This window comes from Nocardiopsis sp. EMB25, assembly GCF_026797795.1.
GTDB lineage: Bacteria > Actinomycetota > Actinomycetes > Streptosporangiales > Streptosporangiaceae > Nocardiopsis > Nocardiopsis lucentensis.
The window spans coordinates 3814930-3831509 of record NZ_JAMTDN010000001.1 but is presented as its reverse complement, the minus strand read 5'-3'; the positions used below and the strand labels follow the sequence as shown (position 1 = coordinate 3831509).

The following is a 16580-nucleotide window of genomic DNA, read 5'->3' as shown; positions in this document are numbered from 1 at the left end:
CGGGCCGCCCCGCGGATCACCTGGGAGGAGCCCCGAGCCCGGGACGGACGGGTGCCGGGGCCGTTCGAGGACGTCGCGTGCGGGACTGAGAGAAAGGGGGTGCCCCGCGAGCCGAACGGCTCACGGGGCACCCGTCCCTGAGGGATTCAGAGCACCTTCGAGAGGAACGCCTGGGTCCGCTCGTGCTGGGGGTCGGTCAGCACGTCCCTCGGATCCCCGGACTCGACGACGACTCCCTCGTCCATGAAGACCAGGGAGTCGCCCACCTCCCGGGCGAACCCCATCTCGTGCGTGACCACGACCATGGTCATGCCGCCCTCGGCCAGGTCCCGCATGACGTCGAGGACCTCACCCACCAGCTCCGGGTCCAGGGCACTGGTGGGCTCGTCGAACAGCATGAGCGACGGCTCCATGGCCAGCGCCCGGGCGATCGCCACCCGCTGCTGCTGCCCGCCGGACAGCTGCTCGGGGTAGGCGTCGGCCTTGTCCGGCAGCCCGACCTTCTCCAGCAACTCCATGGCCTTCTCCGTGGCCTGGGCCCTGGGAACGCGCTTGACCTGGACAGGGGCCTCGATGACGTTGCCCAGCACGCTCAGGTGCGGGAACAGGTTGAACCGCTGGAACACCATCCCGATGTCGCGGCGCTGGGCCGCGATCTCATGGTCGCGCAGCTCGTACAGCCGCCCGCCCTTTTGCCGGTAGCCCATCAGCTCGCCGTTCACCCAGAGCCGCCCGGCGGACAGCTTCTCCAGGTGGTTGATACACCGGAGGAAGGTGGACTTGCCGGAACCGGAGGGGCCGATCACGCACATGACCTCGCCGCGCTTGACGGTCAGGTCGATCCCGCGCAGGACCTCCAGCCGTCCGAACCGCTTGTGGACGTTGTCCGCCACGACGAGGGCGTCGGCGTCCCCGGGGGGCACGGGGTTCTCGGAAATCTCGGCCATCAGTGCGCACCTCCGACGACACGGTTCCGAACGCTGTTCTGGCTCGGGTTGAACCTGCGCTCGATGAAGTACTGGCCGACCATGAGGACACTGGTGATCACCAGGTACCACAGGCACGCCGCGACCAGCATCGGGAACACCTGGTAGGACTGCGTGCCGATCGCCTTGAGCTGGTAGAACAGCTCGATCGTCACCGGCACGTAGGCGAGCAGCGCCGTGTCCTTGAGCATCGCGATGGTCTCGTTGCCGGTGGGCGGGATGACCACGCGCATGGCCTGCGGCAGGGTGATCCGCCAGAGCACCTTGGCGCGGCTCATCCCGAGCGCCTGGGCGGCCTCGGTCTGTCCCTTGTCCACGGACTGGAGCCCCGCCCGGATGATCTCGGCCATGTAGGCGCCCTCGGACAGCGACAGGGCGAGCAGACCCGCCGTGTAGCCGCTCAGGAGGGTACGGGCGTCGATCGAGAAGAACCGGAGGTCGCCCTCCAAACCGAACGCGGCCATGATGTAGGTGTCGAAGGGCACGCCGAATTCGATGGTCGCGTACAGGATGGCCAGGTTGCCGAAGAGGACGGCCAACACGAGGCGGGGCACGCCACGGAAGAACCAGGTGTACAGCCAGGAGACCGACACCAGGACGGGGTTTCCGGACAGCCGCATGACCGCCAACACGATCCCCAGGACGATGCCGATCGCCATCGACAGCAGCGTGGCGCTCAGGGTGACCCACACACCGCGCACGACCGGCTCGGAGAACATGTTCCCGAACATGAACGGCCAGTTGAACGCGTCGTTCGTGAACAGCATGTGCACGAACATGGCGGCGAGGAGCAGGATGAAGCCCGCGGCCACCCACCGTTCCGGGTAGCGGACGGGGACGGCGGTGATGGGGCCGGCGGAGCGGTCCGGGTCCGGGGTCTGGACCTTTTCCGGACCGCCCGCCGGTTCGTTGGGTGAGGACACGTCTCGGTCTTTCACTCGGTGGGCGGGAGAACGGGGTTCGGGAGCCGCCGACTAGAGGGAGGGATTGACCTCGGCGGCCTCGATCGCGCCGGCCTCGATGCCCCACTCCGCGAGGATGTCGTCGTAGGTCCCGTTCTCCATGACGGTGTTGAAGGCCGCCGCGAGCTCGTCGGCGAACTCCGTGTCGTCCTGGTGTACGACGATGCCGTAGGGGGCGGCGTCGTACTGCTCGCCGATGAACTCCAGGACGCCGTCGCCGGTCTGCTCCAGGGCGTAGGCCGAGGTGGGCATGTCGGCGAGCGAGGCGTCGTTGAGGCCGGAGACGACCGTCTCGGTGGCCTGCGGCTGGCTCTGGAACTTCTCGATGGTGACGGGCTCCTCGCCCGCGTCGACGCACGCCTGGCTGCGGGCCTCGATGTCCTCGTCGTGGACGGTGTTGGACTGCACGGCGATGCGCATGCCGCACGGGTTCTCGGGGTCGACGTCCTGGGGGTTGCCCGCCTGGGCGAACCACTGGGTGCCGGAGGAGAAGTAGCTGACCATGTTGACGGCCTGCATGCGCTCCTCGGTCACGGTGAAGGAGGAGGAGCCGAGGTCGTACTCACCGCTCTGCACACCGATGATGATGGAGTCGAACGTGGTGGGGACCCACTCGGTCTCCAGGCCCATCTCGGCCAGGGCGGCCTCGACGAGGTCGACGTTGAAGCCCTGGACGGTCACGCCGTCGTCCTCCAGGAACTCACCGGGAGGGTAGGCGGCCTCGACGCCGATGACCACCGTGGTGTCGTCGGAACCCGTCTCGGAGCCCGCGTCGGTGCCTCCGTCCCCGCTGCCGCCGCCACAGGCGGTGAGCGCCAGGACACCGGTGAGGGAGAGGGCACCGAGGAGGGTCCGCCGTGCGGACCGGGGCGTGTGCGTGGCCATGGTGGGGTCTCCTTCGAGCGCACGTCGTGCCTGGTCGAGGACTCGGGAAGGGACCCGATCGCCAGTTTCCAGGCAACATCCACGACATTTTGTACAAAAGGGGGATACTAGGGTGTCGTCAATGTTGGCCACCCGCGATGTTCCTGTGGTCACCGTTGTGAGAGGATTGCGTAACGGGTCAACCCCGTGAGAGGCGGCCGCGCAGAACTCACATAGGAGTCCGGCGAAGAACGGCCCTCCCCGGAACGCACCTCCGGTCCTACGGGACCGGTGCCGTGGAGGCTCCCCTAGCACTCACACGTCTTCGCGCGTGGCCCCCGCCGCTATCAAGTCCGCCCTCGTCATGGCCGACGTCGGGCGTACACGCGAAACCTGAGGGGTTTGAGAAGTTGTCCACTGATTCGCATACCCATGACACGTCCACCGCCCTGGACCAGGATCCGGCCTTCGCCCTGCACCGCGGCGGCAAGCTGCACGTGACCTCCTCCGTCGACGTCAACGACCAGGCGAGCCTGTCCCTCGCCTACACGCCCGGTGTCGCCCGCGTGTGCGACGCCATCGCCGAGACCCCGGAGCTCGTCGACACCTACACCTGGAAGAGCAACCTGGTCGCCGTCGTCACCGACGGCACCGCCGTCCTGGGCCTGGGCAACATCGGCCCTGAGGCGTCCCTGCCGGTCATGGAGGGCAAGTCGCTGCTGTTCAAGCAGTTCAGCGGTGTCGACTCCGTGCCGATCGCGCTGGCCTGCACCGACGTCGACGAGATCGTCGAGACCGTCGTGCGCATGGCCCCGTCCTTCGGCGGCATCAACCTGGAGGACATCTCCGCGCCGCGCTGCTTCGAGGTCGAACGCAAGCTGCGTGAGCGCCTGGACATCCCGGTCTTCCACGACGACCAGCACGGCACCGCCATCGTCGCCGTCGCCGCGCTGCGCAACGCCGCCCGCCTGACCGGCCGGTCCCTCGGCGACCTGCGCGCGGTGGTCTCCGGGGCCGGCGCGGCCGGTGTCGCGGTCACCAAGATGCTCCTGGACGGCGGCATCGGCGACATCGCCGTGGCCGACTCCAAGGGCATGATCTACGAGGGCCGCGAGGGGCTGACCCCGGTCAAGCGGGAACTGGCCGCCCTCACCAACAAGGCGGGGGTCCAGGGCTCGATCGAGAGCGCTCTGGCGGGCGCCGACGTCTTCATCGGCCTCTCCTCCGGTGAGGTGCCCGAGTCGGTCGTCGCCACGATGGCGCAGAACGCGATCGTCTTCGCGATGGCCAACCCGAACCCGGAGGTCCACCCGGACGTCGCCCGCAAGTACGCGAGTGTCGTGGCCACCGGCCGCAGCGACTTCCCGAACCAGATCAACAACGTCCTGGCCTTCCCGGGCGTGTTCCGGGGAGCGTTCGACGCCGGTGCCAGCGACATCACCGAGAACATGAAGCAGGCCGCCGCCACCGCGCTGGCCGACCTGGTCGGCGACGACCTGTCCGCCGACTACATCATCCCCGGTCCGTTCGACGAGCGGGTGGCCCCCGCCGTCGCGGCCGCCGTCGCCGCCCAGGCGCGCGAGGACGGCGTCGTCGGCGGGTAACGCGGGCACCCGGACACGGGTGGGGCCCGGAGAGCACGCCCCCGCGGCGTCTCCGGGCCCCTCACGCGTCTTCGGGGTCGAATCCGCGCCGTGCCGGGGCACGCTTCGGTAATCTTGGGTCACGTCCCCTGGGAGGAGCCCGGATGTCCCGTGAGATCCACGTGCCCTACACGATCGAACAGGACGAGGATGGCGTGTGGTGTGCCCACGCGCAGCTTCGCCCCGGCGTCGGCGCGCACGGCGAGGGGGAGGATCCCGAGAGCGCGATCACCGACCTGCGCGAGGCCCTCATCGCCTTGATCGAGGAGTTCGGTCCGCCCCAGGAACTCGCGCTCACCCTGGACGTGGCCTGATGCCTCCGGTACCGGCTGTGCGGGGCGACCAGGTGGTCAAGGCGCTCGAACGAGCGGGTTTCCAACTGACACGTATACGAGGAAGCCACCACGTGATGCGCCATCCCGACGGCCGAGGCACCACCGTGCCGGTTCATCGAGGCCGGGATGTCGCGAAGGGGACGCTACGAGGGATACTCGCCGACTGCGGGATGTCGGTCGACGAGTTGGGTGAACTCCTCTGAACAACATGTGACATGGGGCCCGGAGAGCACGCCCCCGCGGCGTCTCCGGGCCCCTCACGCGTTTCCCGGGTTCCTACTCGTCCCGCCTCCCGTCCCCGCCGTTCCCGTCCGCGTCGGACCCGGGGCGGTCCTGTTCGCTGACCGCGGTGCCCCAGGGGTCGGCGGCCGAGCCCCCGTCGACGGGTGGCATCGGCCGGGCCCCGGGCTCCTCCGCACGGGATTCCTCCGCACGGGGTTCCTCGGAGCGCTCACCGGTGGTGGCGGAGCCGGTCGTCCCGGCGGCGGTCGTGCCGCCGTCGGTCGTGTCCGCCGACCCCTCCTCCGTCCTCTCCTCGTCCTCGCGCTCCTCGGGGCGGTCGGCGGCCGGACCCCACCGGCGCATGTCCCGGCGGATCACCTCGACGGTGTCGTCCAGGATGCGCCGCAGGTCGGTGGCGGCGGCCTCGCCGACGTGACCCGCCTCCCGCGCCACGTCGCGGACGCGCTCGGAGAAGTCGCGCAGGGCCTGGTCGAACTCCGGGGTGTGCGAGCGCTCGGAGCCACGGCCCCAGGCCGCGCCGAACGCGCCGCTGAACCCCTGGGCGAAGCGTTCCCACTCACGGGCCCAGGGGCCGCCGTCGCGGCAGCGCTCCCGCCGGCCCTCCTCCCGGCGCTCATCGCCGGCCGCCTCCTCGGCCCCCTCCGAGCTGGAGGCGCCGGAGGTGTCGGAGCGCCGGGCCTCCCGGGCGCCCCCGTCCTCGGCTTCGGCCCGCTCGCGCTCCTCGCGGGCCTGCCCGGTCTCCTGAGTTCCGGCGGACTCGGCCTCGGGGGCCGGGCGGCGGGGACCGCTGGACGCGTACTTCAGCTCCTCCCGCAGCGAACTGATGGTCGCGCGGACGTCCTGCTTGACCGCCCGGGCGATGTCGCGCACCGAGTCGGTGATCTCCCGCTCCAGGTCGTCCAGGTCGCCGCTGCGCTCACGCAGCTCCTGGCGCCCCTTGTCGGTGAGGCGGTAGACCTTGCGTCCGCCCTCCTCGGTGTGGGTGACCAGCCCCTCCTCCTCCAGCCGCGCCAGACGCGGGTAGATGGTGCCGGGGGAGGGGGAGTACACGCCCAGGAAGCGGTCGCGGAGCAGGCTGATGATCTCGTAGCCGTGGCGCGGGCTCTCGTCCAGCAACTTGAGCAGGTAGAGCCGCAGCCTGCCGTGGCCGAAGATGGTGCTCATTCAGGCCCCCTCGGGGATAGCCGCGGGTGTCGCGGGGGCGCGGCGCAGCAGCGCGGTGCGCGCCGACACCGTGTTGGTGGAGATGGACGCGGGGTCGACGCCGGGGCCGATCTTCCCGCTGAGGACGCTGCGGGCCGGGGCGCTGCGCCGGTCCAGGGAGAAGTCCGTGTCGAGCTTGCCGGTGATGGAGCGCATCTCGACGGTCGCCGAGGTCTCGGCGGGGACGCGCAGGGCGATCTCGCCGGACACCGAGTTGAGGCGGACCCGTCCGGAGGGGGCGAGGTCGGTGTCGGCGAGGATCTGGCCGGAGGCGGTCTTGGCGTTGAAGTCCGAGAGCCGTCCGCCCGCGACGGCGAGCTGGCCGCTGACGCTGTTGAAGGTCAGGGAGCCAGACGGGTTGCGGACCGAGGCCTGGCTGTTGGCGGTGGTGATGTCGGTCGCGCCGGAGGAGTCGTCGAGGGTGATCTCGCCGGAGGCGGTCCTGACGCTGGTGCGGGCACCCAGGCCCGCGCCGACGACGGGGGCGCTGACCGTGTTCACCTCCACCGGGCAGTCCGCGGGGATGCGCAGGTTCACGGTGGCCTTGCGGCCGCCCATGCCCTTGTAGCTGTTGAGCTGGATCGGCCGCAGCCGGTCGAGGAGGCCCTGGCTCGTGAGGTCCTCGTAGTGGATGGTGAGGATCCCCGCCTCCTGGGTCACCAGGACGGGTTCGCCGACGATGTCGGTCACCTCGAAGGTGACCGGGTCGTCGGTGGGGAGGATGTTGACGTGACCGCCGATGATCCTGACCTTCAACGCGACGATGCCGTCGAGTGTGTGGGTCATCGGCTTGTCGATGGTCCAACGTGCCATCGTGCACCCTTTCGCTCGCTCGATGGCTTCACGATATGTCGCGAGTGGGCCGAACTCAAGATATGTCGCGGATCTCGGGGGTGTCTCAGGGGTGTGCCGGGGGGACCCTGAGAGTAGCTTTTGCTCCTTTTGTCATCTTTTTGTGGTTTCCTCGGGAGGTTCGCCCGGTGACCCGGCCGGTGCGGACGAAGACCTGCCCAGGAGTCCCCGAGAATGCACCATCCCCCGAACCCCGATCCCGTTCCGCTCAGGCAGGAGCCCTACCTCCTCCCACCGCCACCGCGGCCACAGGGCCAGCCGTACCGCGTGCCGACGGTACGCACCGACCGGATGCCCCTCCCCCTCAGGTTCCTGCGCGTCCTGTGCGTCCTGTACGCGACCCTCACCCTGTTCGCGGTTCCGGTCGCCGTCCTCCTGCTCCTGAGCCTGGACAGCTCTCCCCACATGACGGCGGAGTGGTACGCCGAGTGGGGCATGGCCGTCCCCCGGCTCTGGTTCTGGGTGGTGGTGTGCCCCCTCCTGGCCGTCCTCTACTTCCGTGCCGCCGCGCGACTCGGCCGGGGCGGCAGGTCCGCGCGTGGCGCCGTGCTCACCGCTCTGGCCCTCGACACGGTCCGGGTGCTGATCGACACCACGGTGCTGACCGCGACCGATCCGCTCGTGGACCACTGGGTGACCGCGGTGGTCGCCTGGATCGTCGGCCTCGTGGTCAACCTGGTCCTCCCCGGCTTCTTCCTCGTGCTGCTGTGGGTTCTGCGGTCCAGCCGGGACTGGCTGCGCGCCACCGACACCCGGGCCTGAGGCCCGAACACGCGGAAGGGGCCCGGGTCGCGATGACCCGGGCCCCTTCCGCGTTCGCTACGGCCCTACTCGTCGTCCTCGTCGTCCAGCCGGGCCAGCCAGGTGGCCAGGCGGTCGACGGGCGTCTCGAACTCGGGGTTGATGTCGGTGAACGCCCTCAGCTGCTCGGCGAGCCAGGCGAAACTGACCTCCTCGCCGCCGCGGCGGTTCTCCAACTCCTCGATTCCGCGATCGGTGTAGTACACGACGCCCCGCCAGTTCTAGTCCGCGGGCGGGAACACCGTGTCCACCAGGGCACGCTGCTCCGCCTCGTGCCGCTTGGCCGAACCCGCGGCCGGAGCCGAGGAGGCCGGACGCGAGATCCGGGTGAACGGACGGTCGAGCTGCTCGGAGAAGACCAGCGCCACGAACGGCCACGGGCCCATGTTCGCGGGCTCCTCCTGGACCCACAGGACCTCGCCCGCGTTCGGGAAGGACTTGAGCTGTTCCCGGATCTCCTCGATCGGCAGCGGGTAGAGCCGCTCCGCGCGGATGATCGCGGTGTGCTTGTCGCCGCTCTTGCGACGGGCCGCGTCCAGGTCGTAGTAGATCTTGCCCGAGCAGATCACCACGCGGCGGACCTTCTCCGGAGCGATGCTGTCGTCCCCGACCAGAGGCCGGAAGTGGCCCGAGGTGAAGTCCTCGGCGGCCGACGTGGCGGCCTTCAGGCGCAGCAGCGACTTCGGCGTGAAGATCACCAGCGGGCGCTCCAGCGGCGACTTCGCCTGCCAACGCAGCAGGTGGAAGTAGCTCGCCGGGGTGCTCGGCATGGCGACCGTCATGTTCTCCTGCGCGCACAGCTGGAGGAAGCGTTCGATGCGGGCGGAGGAGTGGTCCGGCCCCTGGCCCTCGTAGCCGTGCGGCAGCAGCATGGTGACGCTGGAGCGCTGGCCCCACTTCTGCTCGCCCGCGCTGATGTACTCGTCGATGACGGTCTGGGCGCCGTTGACGAAGTCACCGAACTGCGCCTCCCACATGACCAGCGCGTCCGGGCGGGTCAGCGAGTAGCCATACTCGAAGCCCAGCGCCGCGTACTCGCTCAGCAGCGAGTCGTGCACGTGGAAGCGGGTGGTGCCGTTGTCGAACTGCTTGAGCGGCGTGTACGACTCACCCGTGTCGCGGTCCATCAGCGTCGCGTGCCGCTGGCCGAAGGTGCCGCGACGGCTGTCCTGGCCGATGAGGCGGACGGTGTGGTCGTCCAGCAGCAGCGACCCGAAGGCCAGTAGCTCACCGGTCGCCCAGTCGATCGAGTCGGACTCGACCGCCTGCGCCCGGCGGGCGATCTGCGGCGCCAGCCGCGGGTGCGCCGTGAACTCCTCGGGCAGGTTGACCTGCGTGTCGATGACCCGCTTGACCGTCTCGGTGCTGATCGCGGTCTCGACCACGGAGTGGTCCAGACGGCGTTCGGTGAACACCTCGGGCTTGACCACGGAACCGGGCTCGATCGGCTTCTTCTCGACCTCGCGGGTCTCGGTGAAGGCGCGCTCCAGCTCGTTCTGGTAGTCGCGCAGGGCCGACTCCGCCTCCTCCACCGTGATGTCGCCGCGGCCGATCAGGGCCTCGGTGTACAGCTTGCGGGTGGAGCGCCTGGCGTCGATGACGTCGTACATCAGCGGCTGGGTGAACGCGGGGTTGTCGCCCTCGTTGTGCCCGCGGCGCCGGTAGCACACCATGTCGATGACGACGTCCTTGTTGAACGCCTGCCGGTAGGCGAAGGCCAGGTGCGCGACCCGGACCACGGCCTCGGGGTCGTCCCCGTTGACGTGGAAGATCGGCGCCTGCACCATCCGCGCCACGTCGGTGGCGTACACGCTGGAGCGGCTGTCCGACGGCGAGGTGGTGAAGCCCACCTGGTTGTTCACGATGACGTGCACCGTGCCGCCGGTGCGGTAGCCGCGCAGCTGGGACAGGTTCAGGGTCTCGGCGACCACGCCCTGACCGGCGAACGCCGCGTCACCGTGGATGAGGATCGGCAGCACCGTGAAGCCGTGCGGACCCTTGTTGAGGAGGTCCTGCTTGGCGCGGACGATGCCCTCGGCGACCGGGTCGACCGTCTCCAGGTGGGAGGGGTTGGCGGCCAGCGAGATCTGGATCTTGTCGCCGTCGGGGGTCTCGAAGACGCCTTCGGTGCCCAGGTGGTACTTGACGTCACCCGAACCGTGCGCGCTGCGCGGGTCCAGGTTGCCCTCGAACTCACCGAAGATCTGCCCGTAGGACTTGCCGCAGATGTTGGCGAGGACGTTGAGGCGGCCGCGGTGGGCCATGCCGATGACGGCCTCGTCGAGTTCGGCCTTGGCGGCCTTGGAGATCACGCCGTCCAGGAGCGGGATCAGCGACTCGCCGCCCTCCAGGGAGAAGCGCTTCTGACCGACGTACTTGGTCTGCAGGAAGGTCTCGAAGGCCTCGGCGCTGTTGAGCCGGTGCAGGATGCGCAGCTGCTCGTCGCGGTCGAGCTTCTCGTGCTCACGCTCGACGTGCGCCTGGATCCACTCCCGCTCCTCCGGGCTCTGGATGTGCATGTACTCGATACCCACCGTGCGGCAGTAGGTGTCGCGCAGCACGCCCAGCACGTCGCGGAGCTTCATGACCTGCTTGCCGCCGAAGCCCCCGGTGGGGAAGGAGCGGTCCAAGTCCCACAGGGTCAGCCCGTGCTGGAGGACGTCCAGGTCGGGGTGGCGGCGCACGTCGTGGTCGAGCGGGTTGGTGTCCGCCATCAGGTGGCCGCGCACGCGGTAGGCGTGGATGAGCTCCTGGACCCGGGTGGTCTTGTCGAGCTGGGTGGCCGTGTTGACGTGGATGTCCTGGACCCAGCGCACCGGCTCGTAGGGGATGCGCAGGGAGTGGAAGATCTCGTCGTAGAAACCGTCCTCGCCCAGCAGGAGCTGGTGGATCCGCTTCAGGAACTCACCGGACTGCGCGCCCTGGATGATGCGGTGGTCGTAGGTGGACGTCAGCGTCATGACCTTGCTGATGCCCAGCTCGCTCAGGGTGTCCTGGGAGGCGCCCTGGAACTCGGCCGGGTACTCCATGGCGCCCACGCCGAGGATGGTGCCCTGGCCGGGCATCAGGCGCGGCACGGAGTGCACGGTGCCGATGCCGCCCGGGTTGGTCAGGCTGATCGTGGTGCCCTGGAAGTCGGACACGCCCAGCTTGTTGTTGCGGGCCTTGCGGACCAGGTCCTCGTAACCGCCCCAGAACTCGGTGAAGTCCATCTCGTCGGCGCCCTTGATGGAGGGCACGACGAGCTGGCGGGAGCCGTCGGGCTTGGGGAGGTCGATGGCCAGGCCGAAGTTGACGTGCTCGGGCTTGGCCACACCCGGCTTGCCGTCGACCTCGACGTAGGAGTGGTTCATCTCCGGCATCGACTTGAGCGCCTTGACCATGGCGAAGCCGATGAGGTGGGTGAAGGAGACCTTCCCCCCGCGCCCGCGGCGGAGATGGTTGTTGATGACGATGCGGTTGTCGAACAGGAGCTTGACCGGGACCGCGCGCACGCTGGTCGCGGTCGGCAGCGCCAGACTCGACTCCATGTTGGTCGCGGTCCGCGCGGGTGCGCCGCGCAGACGCTCCTGCTTGACCTGGAGCGCATCGTCGCTCTTGGGTTCGGTGGCCTTGGTGGCCTTCTTCGGCGCGGGGGCCTCGGGGGCCGCGGGGGCCTTGCTCTTCTGGGCCTTGGCGGGCTTGGTGGCTCCTCCGCCCTTCGCGCCGGAGTCCGCGGGCTTGTAGTCCGCGAAGAAGTTCCACCAGGCCTTGTCAACGGAGTTGGGGTCGGTCAAGTACTTCTGATAGAGGTCCTCGACCAACCACTCGTTGGGGCCGAAATCTGTCAGGGGTTGAGACGCCTCAGACGACACGGCGGAGATCGCCCACTTCCGCAGCTCGCTAGTGAATGTGTATGAAGACGGGTGGCTGCTGGCAAGGCGGGCTCAATGAACACATGGGTAGTCCCCGTGGTCCGGGGAGTATCTGACCTGGCCAGCACTCGTCCTGGTCCCAGGCTACTTGTACCGCCCTCCAAGCGGGGAACGCGGGCGTTGTTGAAACTAGGAGATAGCTAACAATCTTTCACAGTCCCGTTGTCTCTTCGTGGTGATACACGAGCGGAGGGTGATTAATATGTCGTGAATGTGTTGATTTGTAGGGATTTCAGGGTGCAGGTGAACTGACCGAGTCCGGCCATGTCAGATGTGGCGTGTCACACGCTTCCCGTGGCGACCACGGTCCGGAGGCGTCGGGCGGCTGCTTCCACGCCCCGGGGGCCGCTTCGGGTCGCGAAACGCCGGTCGTACCCGCCGCGGGTGTACGGATCTGTGCGCTCTCCGGCGTTTCCCCACGCGAGAGCCGTTCCCACGCCTACGATCTCGATACGAACTGGGGACACACGGCAGGGGGTGGGGCTCCGTGAGGGGGCTCGGGGAACTCGAAGCAGCCATCATGGACGCGCTGTGGCGGTCCGAGGAGCCGCTGTCCGTGCGCCATGTCCGCGAGACCATGGTCTATGACCGGGAGATCGCCTACACGACCGTCATGACCGTCGCCAACATCCTCTTCCACAAGGGGCTGCTGGACCGGGAGAAGGCCGGGCGCGCCTGGGTGTACTGGCCGCGCGAGACGCACGCCGAGTACACCGCACGCGTCATGGACGAGGTGCTCAACGAGGGGCCGGATCCGGGCGCGACCCTGCTCAGCTTCGTGGAGCGGTTCAGCGACGAGGACATGGCCCGGTTCCACCGGCTGCTCGACCAGGCCCGCGGCCGCCGCGGCATCGCCAGCTGACCCGTGTCGCCGCCCCGTGTCCCCGGTCAGCGGCGGCGCAGGTTCCGCACGCTCCCGGACGCGATCGCCGCCAGGGTCGCGGCCACCGTCAGACCGGCCATCAGCGCGATCGACGACTCCGCGCCGATCCGTTCCGCCAGCGGGCCGATCGCGATCTGACCCACGGGCATCGCCACGAACGACCCCAGGGCGTCGTAGGAGTACACGCGTGACAGCTTCTGCTGGGGGACGTTCTCCTGGACCGAGACCTCCCACGCCACGCTGAACTGCTCCACGGCGACGCCCGCCACGAACATCGCGGCGAAGAGCAGGGGCAGCGGTGTGGGTCCGGCCAGCGCGAACAGCGGCACCGTCTGCACCAGGATCAGAGCCGTCCCGTACAGCAGGGCCCGCCGGGGCTGCCACCGGGCCGCCAACACCCCGCCGAGCAGCAGTCCGGCGCTGTTGACCGCCATCAGTACCCCCCACAGGGTGCGCCCGAAGGTCGCGTCGGCGATCGCCGGGCCGAGGACGGAGGTCGTCGCCGACCAGCCCGCGTTCACCACCATGAACTGCAGCACGATGATCCACACCCACGGGCGGGCGATGAACTCGCTCCACCCGTCGCGCAGATCGCGCAGGACGTTCGAGCCCTCCCCGGCGGCGTGGAGCGCTCCGCCGGGCAGCCGCAGGAACAGGAAGGCCACTCCGGCCAGGGTGAACAGCACGGCGTCCGCGGCGATCGCCCATCCGGCCCCCATCAGGCCCACGACCGCGCCACCCAGGGCCGCTCCGGCGAACATGCCCGTGTGCGTGCCGACCCGCAGCATCGCGTTGGCCGGGCGCAGCAGCCCGGCCGGGACGGTCTGCGGGGTCAGCGCCGCGGCGGCGGGCAGGTTGGCGGCGGCCGCAGCGCCGTTGACCAGGCTCAGGCCGATCATGAGGGGAAGGGACGCGGCGCCGGTGAGCAGTGTCAGGGCCAGGACGCCCTGACTGGCGGCCGCGAGCGCGCAGCCGCCGCGCAGCACCAGGGACCGGGGGAGCCGGTCGGCGATCACCCCGCCCAGGAGCAGCAGGCACACATTGGCCACCGACCTGGCGCCCACCACCAGGCCCACGTTCACCAGGGAACCGGTCGTGTCCAGCACGGCGAAGGCCAACGCCACCGAGGCCATCCCGTTGCCCAGGTACATCAGGGAGCGGCCGAGCGCCAGGGCCCGGAACGCCGGGTGCCGTAGTGGGGAGAGCACGCCCGTCCCGGTGTGCCGTCCCGCGGGTGTCCGCGGGACGGTGTCGTCCCTTTCCGTCACGTCGCGCCTCACGTCCCGTCTCGCCCGGCCCTTGCCGGAGCACGATGACAGGACGGGAGGCGGGGCGTCCACCGGTTTCTGCGGTCGGCAGAGAGTCGACGGGTCGGCCGGGGTCGCTCACCGGGTCAGGCGGGTGCGCTCACCCGCCCGTCCGGGGGTCGTAGGTCTCGCCGGTGATCGGATTGGTGGCCAGCCCGGTGGCGGGGTCGTAGTCGACGTCCATCCCCAGGTCGGGGTCGTGCAGCAGACCGGTCCCGGGGTTGCGGAGCAGACCCGAGTCGGGGTCGATCTCCCAACCGGTCACCGGGTCGACCTCCGGGGTCGCCGTCGGCTCGGCCGAGGGGCCGGCGGAGGGTTCGGAGGTGGCCCCCGGCTCGGCGCCGGGCTCGGGCGAGGGGTCCTCCTCGGGCTCGGGCTCCTCCCGGTCCCCGGTGTCCTGCTCCTCGGCGATGACCTCGCTCTGGCCGAGCTGCGACTCCGCGCCGCCCTCCGGGTCGAGCTGGCCCCAGCTCACCAGGGCCAGGATGAGGATGCCCAGGCCCACGCGGTAGTAGACGAACGGCATGAAGCTGTGGGTGGAGATGAACCTCATCAGCCAGGCGATGACGACGAAGCCGACGACGCCCGCGATGACCGTGCCCACGAGGGTCGCGCCCCAGCCGGCGTACTCGTCGCCGCCGATGTCGGTGAGCTTGTACAGGCCCGCGCCGAAGACCGCGGGCAGCGCCAGCAGGAAGGAGTACTCCGCCGCGTCCTTGCGGTTGAAGCCGAGCAGCATCCCGCCCGTGAGCGTGCCGCCGGAGCGGGAGACGCCCGGGATCAACGCCAGCGCCTGGAAGAGACCGAAGGTCAGACCCCGGGAGACGGTGAGGTCCGCCAACCCCCGGTGCTTGCGCGTGTACTTGTCGGCGAGGCCGAGGAAGACGCCGAAGATGATCAGGTTCAGCGCGACCAGGCGCAGGTCACGGAACACACTGTCGATCTGCTCCTCCAGGAGCAGGCCCAGGACCACGATGGGGATGGAGCCCAGGATGACGTACCAACCCATCCGGGCGTTGATGTCGCCACGCAGTTCACGGACGAACAGCGACCTGGTCCACGTCGACAGGATCGCCCAGATCCTTCGCCGGAAGTAGATCAGTACGGCCAGTTCCGTACCGAGCTGGCTGACCGCGGTGAAGGCGGCTCCGGGGTCGGGCCAGCCGAAGAGCGCCGACACCACGCGCAGGTGGCCGCTGGAGGAGATCGGCAGGAATTCCGTCAGCCCTTGGACCAGGCCAAGGATGATCGCTTCGAGCAGGGACATGTCGGTGGTCGCTCCGTGGTGGAAGCCCTCGGCGGGAGGCAGCCGGGGCACGCACGGCGGAAGGGCCGTGGCGATATCTGGAAGGGGTGACCTGGGCAGCCTATCCAGAGTTGCGCCCCGAGCGCGTCACGGGCGGGAGGGAGACGGCCCCAGCACCCAGCTGCGCCCCTCGGCGGCGAGTTTCTCCACGAGCGTCGCGCTGTCGTGCTCCTTGGCGAACAGGTGCTCCGGCCGGGTGATCGGCACGATCCACAGCCACCGGACCGGATCGCCCTGGAAGGTGAGCCCCGAGGTGTCCGGTGGTCGATGGTCGGTCCGTGTGACCAGATCGGACGGATCCTCCAGCAGCAGCACCGCCCCCGCGTCGCCGCGCATCGCCCGGTCCTCGGGGTTGTCCAGCCACTTGACCGTGTGCCCCGTCCCGAACCACGTCACCGCCCGCCACGGGAACGCGCCGATCCACCGGAAGATCCGCGCGGCCCGGTGCGCGGGCATCGTCGTGGCCAGTGCCAGTTCCACCCGGGCGTGCTGGGAGGTGTTGGCCATGTACCGGTCCAGCGTGGGCATGCGCTGCCCGCACATGCCCACGGTGGACAACACCGTGAACGGGCGTTCGGCGCCGGGCGGCCGCTCCGAGAGCCGTAGCAGCGGCGGGTGGCCGTCGGACACGTCCCAGTAGTGTCCGGGCTCTCCGACCCGACGGTTCAGGTGGCTGAGCACCGTGCGCTGCACACTCCGCCACGCGCCCGCCGCCCGTCGCCAGTCCCAGTAGGCCTCGGCGTGCACCACCCGCGGCCACAGCTGGTCACGCACCGAGTCCAGGTCCCAGGCGAAGGCGCTGCGTCCGATCGCCTCACGCGCGTAACCGGGGAGCCCGCTGTCGGCCTCGGCCCAACCGGGGATCACCGCGAGCAGCCCCTCCTCGTCGATCAGGGCGACCCCGTCCCCCTCCTCGAACCACACGGCGCGCAGGTGCGCGGGGTCGAACCGCGGTCGTCCCTGCGGGTGCTTGGTGTAGGCCTCGGGCATCAGCGGGGCGCGGCCCTCGAACAGGCCGCCCTCCTCGCTCACCACGGGGGCGACGTCGTGGTTGGCCAGCCAGACGGGGACACGGATGCGACCGCGCGCGTCGAGGAGGTAGGCGGCCGTGGTGCGGGAGTCGCACTCGACGACGACACGGCGGCTCTGGTAGGGGCTGACCTCGTCGAGCAGGACGTCGATCCCTGTCACCGGCCCTCCCGCGTGCCGTACCCGTGTTGTCACCCGCGTCCGGCGCCGGACCAGCCCGGCCCGTCCGGACAGTGCGTAGAATCGACGGTA

15 protein-coding genes are annotated in these 16580 nt (G+C 69.7%); 5 read left to right on the top strand and 10 right to left on the bottom strand.

The features are described from left to right. Positions 1-146: 146 nt before the first annotated feature. Genes KIK06_RS16535 through KIK06_RS16525 form a run of 3 tightly spaced genes read right to left on the bottom strand, consistent with a single transcriptional unit; the run spans position 147 to position 2833 of the window. Positions 147-947, bottom strand: coding sequence for an amino acid ABC transporter ATP-binding protein (locus tag KIK06_RS16535; RefSeq protein ID WP_268643912.1), 801 nt, complete (start codon positions 945-947; stop codon positions 147-149). Beyond that, entirely contained in the window at positions 947-1909 is a 963-nt protein-coding gene (locus KIK06_RS16530) for an amino acid ABC transporter permease (protein WP_017596751.1), read from the bottom strand. The genes KIK06_RS16535 and KIK06_RS16530 overlap by 1 nt, the downstream gene beginning before the upstream one ends. 51 nt (positions 1910-1960) lie before the next feature. Then, positions 1961-2833 carry an ABC transporter substrate-binding protein gene (locus tag KIK06_RS16525; protein ID WP_017596750.1) on the bottom strand — a complete coding sequence of 291 codons (873 nt, stop codon included), beginning with the start codon at positions 2831-2833 and terminating at the stop codon, positions 1961-1963. 389 nt (positions 2834-3222) lie between these two features. Between KIK06_RS16525 and KIK06_RS16520 the strand changes: the two genes are divergently transcribed. The 3 genes from KIK06_RS16520 to KIK06_RS16510 all read left to right on the top strand — a co-directional run bounded on the left by KIK06_RS16520 (position 3223) and on the right by KIK06_RS16510 (position 4993). Further along, on the top strand, positions 3223-4416 hold the full coding sequence (locus KIK06_RS16520; protein ID WP_017596749.1) for an NAD(P)-dependent malic enzyme: 1194 nt from the start codon (positions 3223-3225) through the stop codon (positions 4414-4416). A gap of 143 nt (positions 4417-4559) precedes the next feature. Next, the gene (locus KIK06_RS16515) at positions 4560-4769 is read left to right on the top strand and encodes a type II toxin-antitoxin system HicB family antitoxin (protein ID WP_268643910.1); all 210 of its coding nucleotides are present in this window, start codon (positions 4560-4562) and stop codon (positions 4767-4769) included. After that, positions 4769-4993 carry a type II toxin-antitoxin system HicA family toxin gene (locus KIK06_RS16510; protein WP_268643909.1) on the top strand — a complete coding sequence of 75 codons (225 nt, stop codon included), beginning with the start codon at positions 4769-4771 and terminating at the stop codon, positions 4991-4993. The genes KIK06_RS16515 and KIK06_RS16510 overlap by 1 nt, the downstream gene beginning before the upstream one ends. 73 nt (positions 4994-5066) lie before the next feature. Here the strand turns inward: KIK06_RS16510 and KIK06_RS16505 are convergent, their stop codons facing one another. Together KIK06_RS16505 and KIK06_RS16500 are read right to left on the bottom strand one after the other, a co-directional pair. Beyond that, entirely contained in the window at positions 5067-6197 is a 1131-nt protein-coding gene (locus KIK06_RS16505; RefSeq protein ID WP_268643908.1) for a PadR family transcriptional regulator, read from the bottom strand. Then, positions 6198-7049: a DUF4097 family beta strand repeat-containing protein gene (locus KIK06_RS16500; RefSeq protein WP_017596747.1), complete on the bottom strand. Its 852-nt coding sequence runs from the start codon at positions 7047-7049 to the stop codon at positions 6198-6200. A gap of 213 nt (positions 7050-7262) precedes the next feature. On the opposite strand from KIK06_RS16500, the gene KIK06_RS16495 reads away from it, so the two are divergent. Next, complete coding sequence (locus KIK06_RS16495) at positions 7263-7850, top strand: hypothetical protein (RefSeq protein WP_268643907.1); 588 nt, start codon at positions 7263-7265, stop codon at positions 7848-7850. Between the two features lie 65 nt (positions 7851-7915). Here the strand turns inward: KIK06_RS16495 and KIK06_RS16490 are convergent, their stop codons facing one another. Then, positions 7916-8095, bottom strand: a complete 180-nt coding sequence (locus KIK06_RS16490) for a DUF6104 family protein (protein ID WP_017596745.1) — start codon at positions 8093-8095, stop codon at positions 7916-7918. A gap of 15 nt (positions 8096-8110) precedes the next feature. Further along, positions 8111-11743 (bottom strand): multifunctional oxoglutarate decarboxylase/oxoglutarate dehydrogenase thiamine pyrophosphate-binding subunit/dihydrolipoyllysine-residue succinyltransferase subunit, encoded by a 3633-nt coding sequence (locus KIK06_RS16485; protein ID WP_040687659.1) that lies wholly within the window; start codon positions 11741-11743, stop codon positions 8111-8113. 547 nt (positions 11744-12290) lie between these two features. On the opposite strand from KIK06_RS16485, the gene KIK06_RS16480 reads away from it, so the two are divergent. Then, positions 12291-12665, top strand: a complete 375-nt coding sequence (locus KIK06_RS16480) for a BlaI/MecI/CopY family transcriptional regulator (RefSeq protein ID WP_026127262.1) — start codon at positions 12291-12293, stop codon at positions 12663-12665. A gap of 26 nt (positions 12666-12691) precedes the next feature. Here the strand turns inward: KIK06_RS16480 and KIK06_RS16475 are convergent, their stop codons facing one another. The 3 genes from KIK06_RS16475 to KIK06_RS16465 form a co-directional block, all read right to left on the bottom strand. Further along, positions 12692-13954, bottom strand: coding sequence for an MFS transporter (locus KIK06_RS16475; RefSeq protein ID WP_268643906.1), 1263 nt, complete (start codon positions 13952-13954; stop codon positions 12692-12694). A gap of 139 nt (positions 13955-14093) precedes the next feature. Continuing rightward, a complete protein-coding gene (locus KIK06_RS16470; RefSeq protein ID WP_268643904.1) occupies positions 14094-15260 on the bottom strand; it encodes an undecaprenyl-diphosphate phosphatase in 1167 nt (388 codons plus the stop codon). A gap of 126 nt (positions 15261-15386) precedes the next feature. Beyond that, a complete protein-coding gene (locus KIK06_RS16465) occupies positions 15387-16490 on the bottom strand; it encodes a suppressor of fused domain protein (protein WP_268643902.1) in 1104 nt (367 codons plus the stop codon). Between the last annotated feature and the right edge of the window lie 90 nt (positions 16491-16580).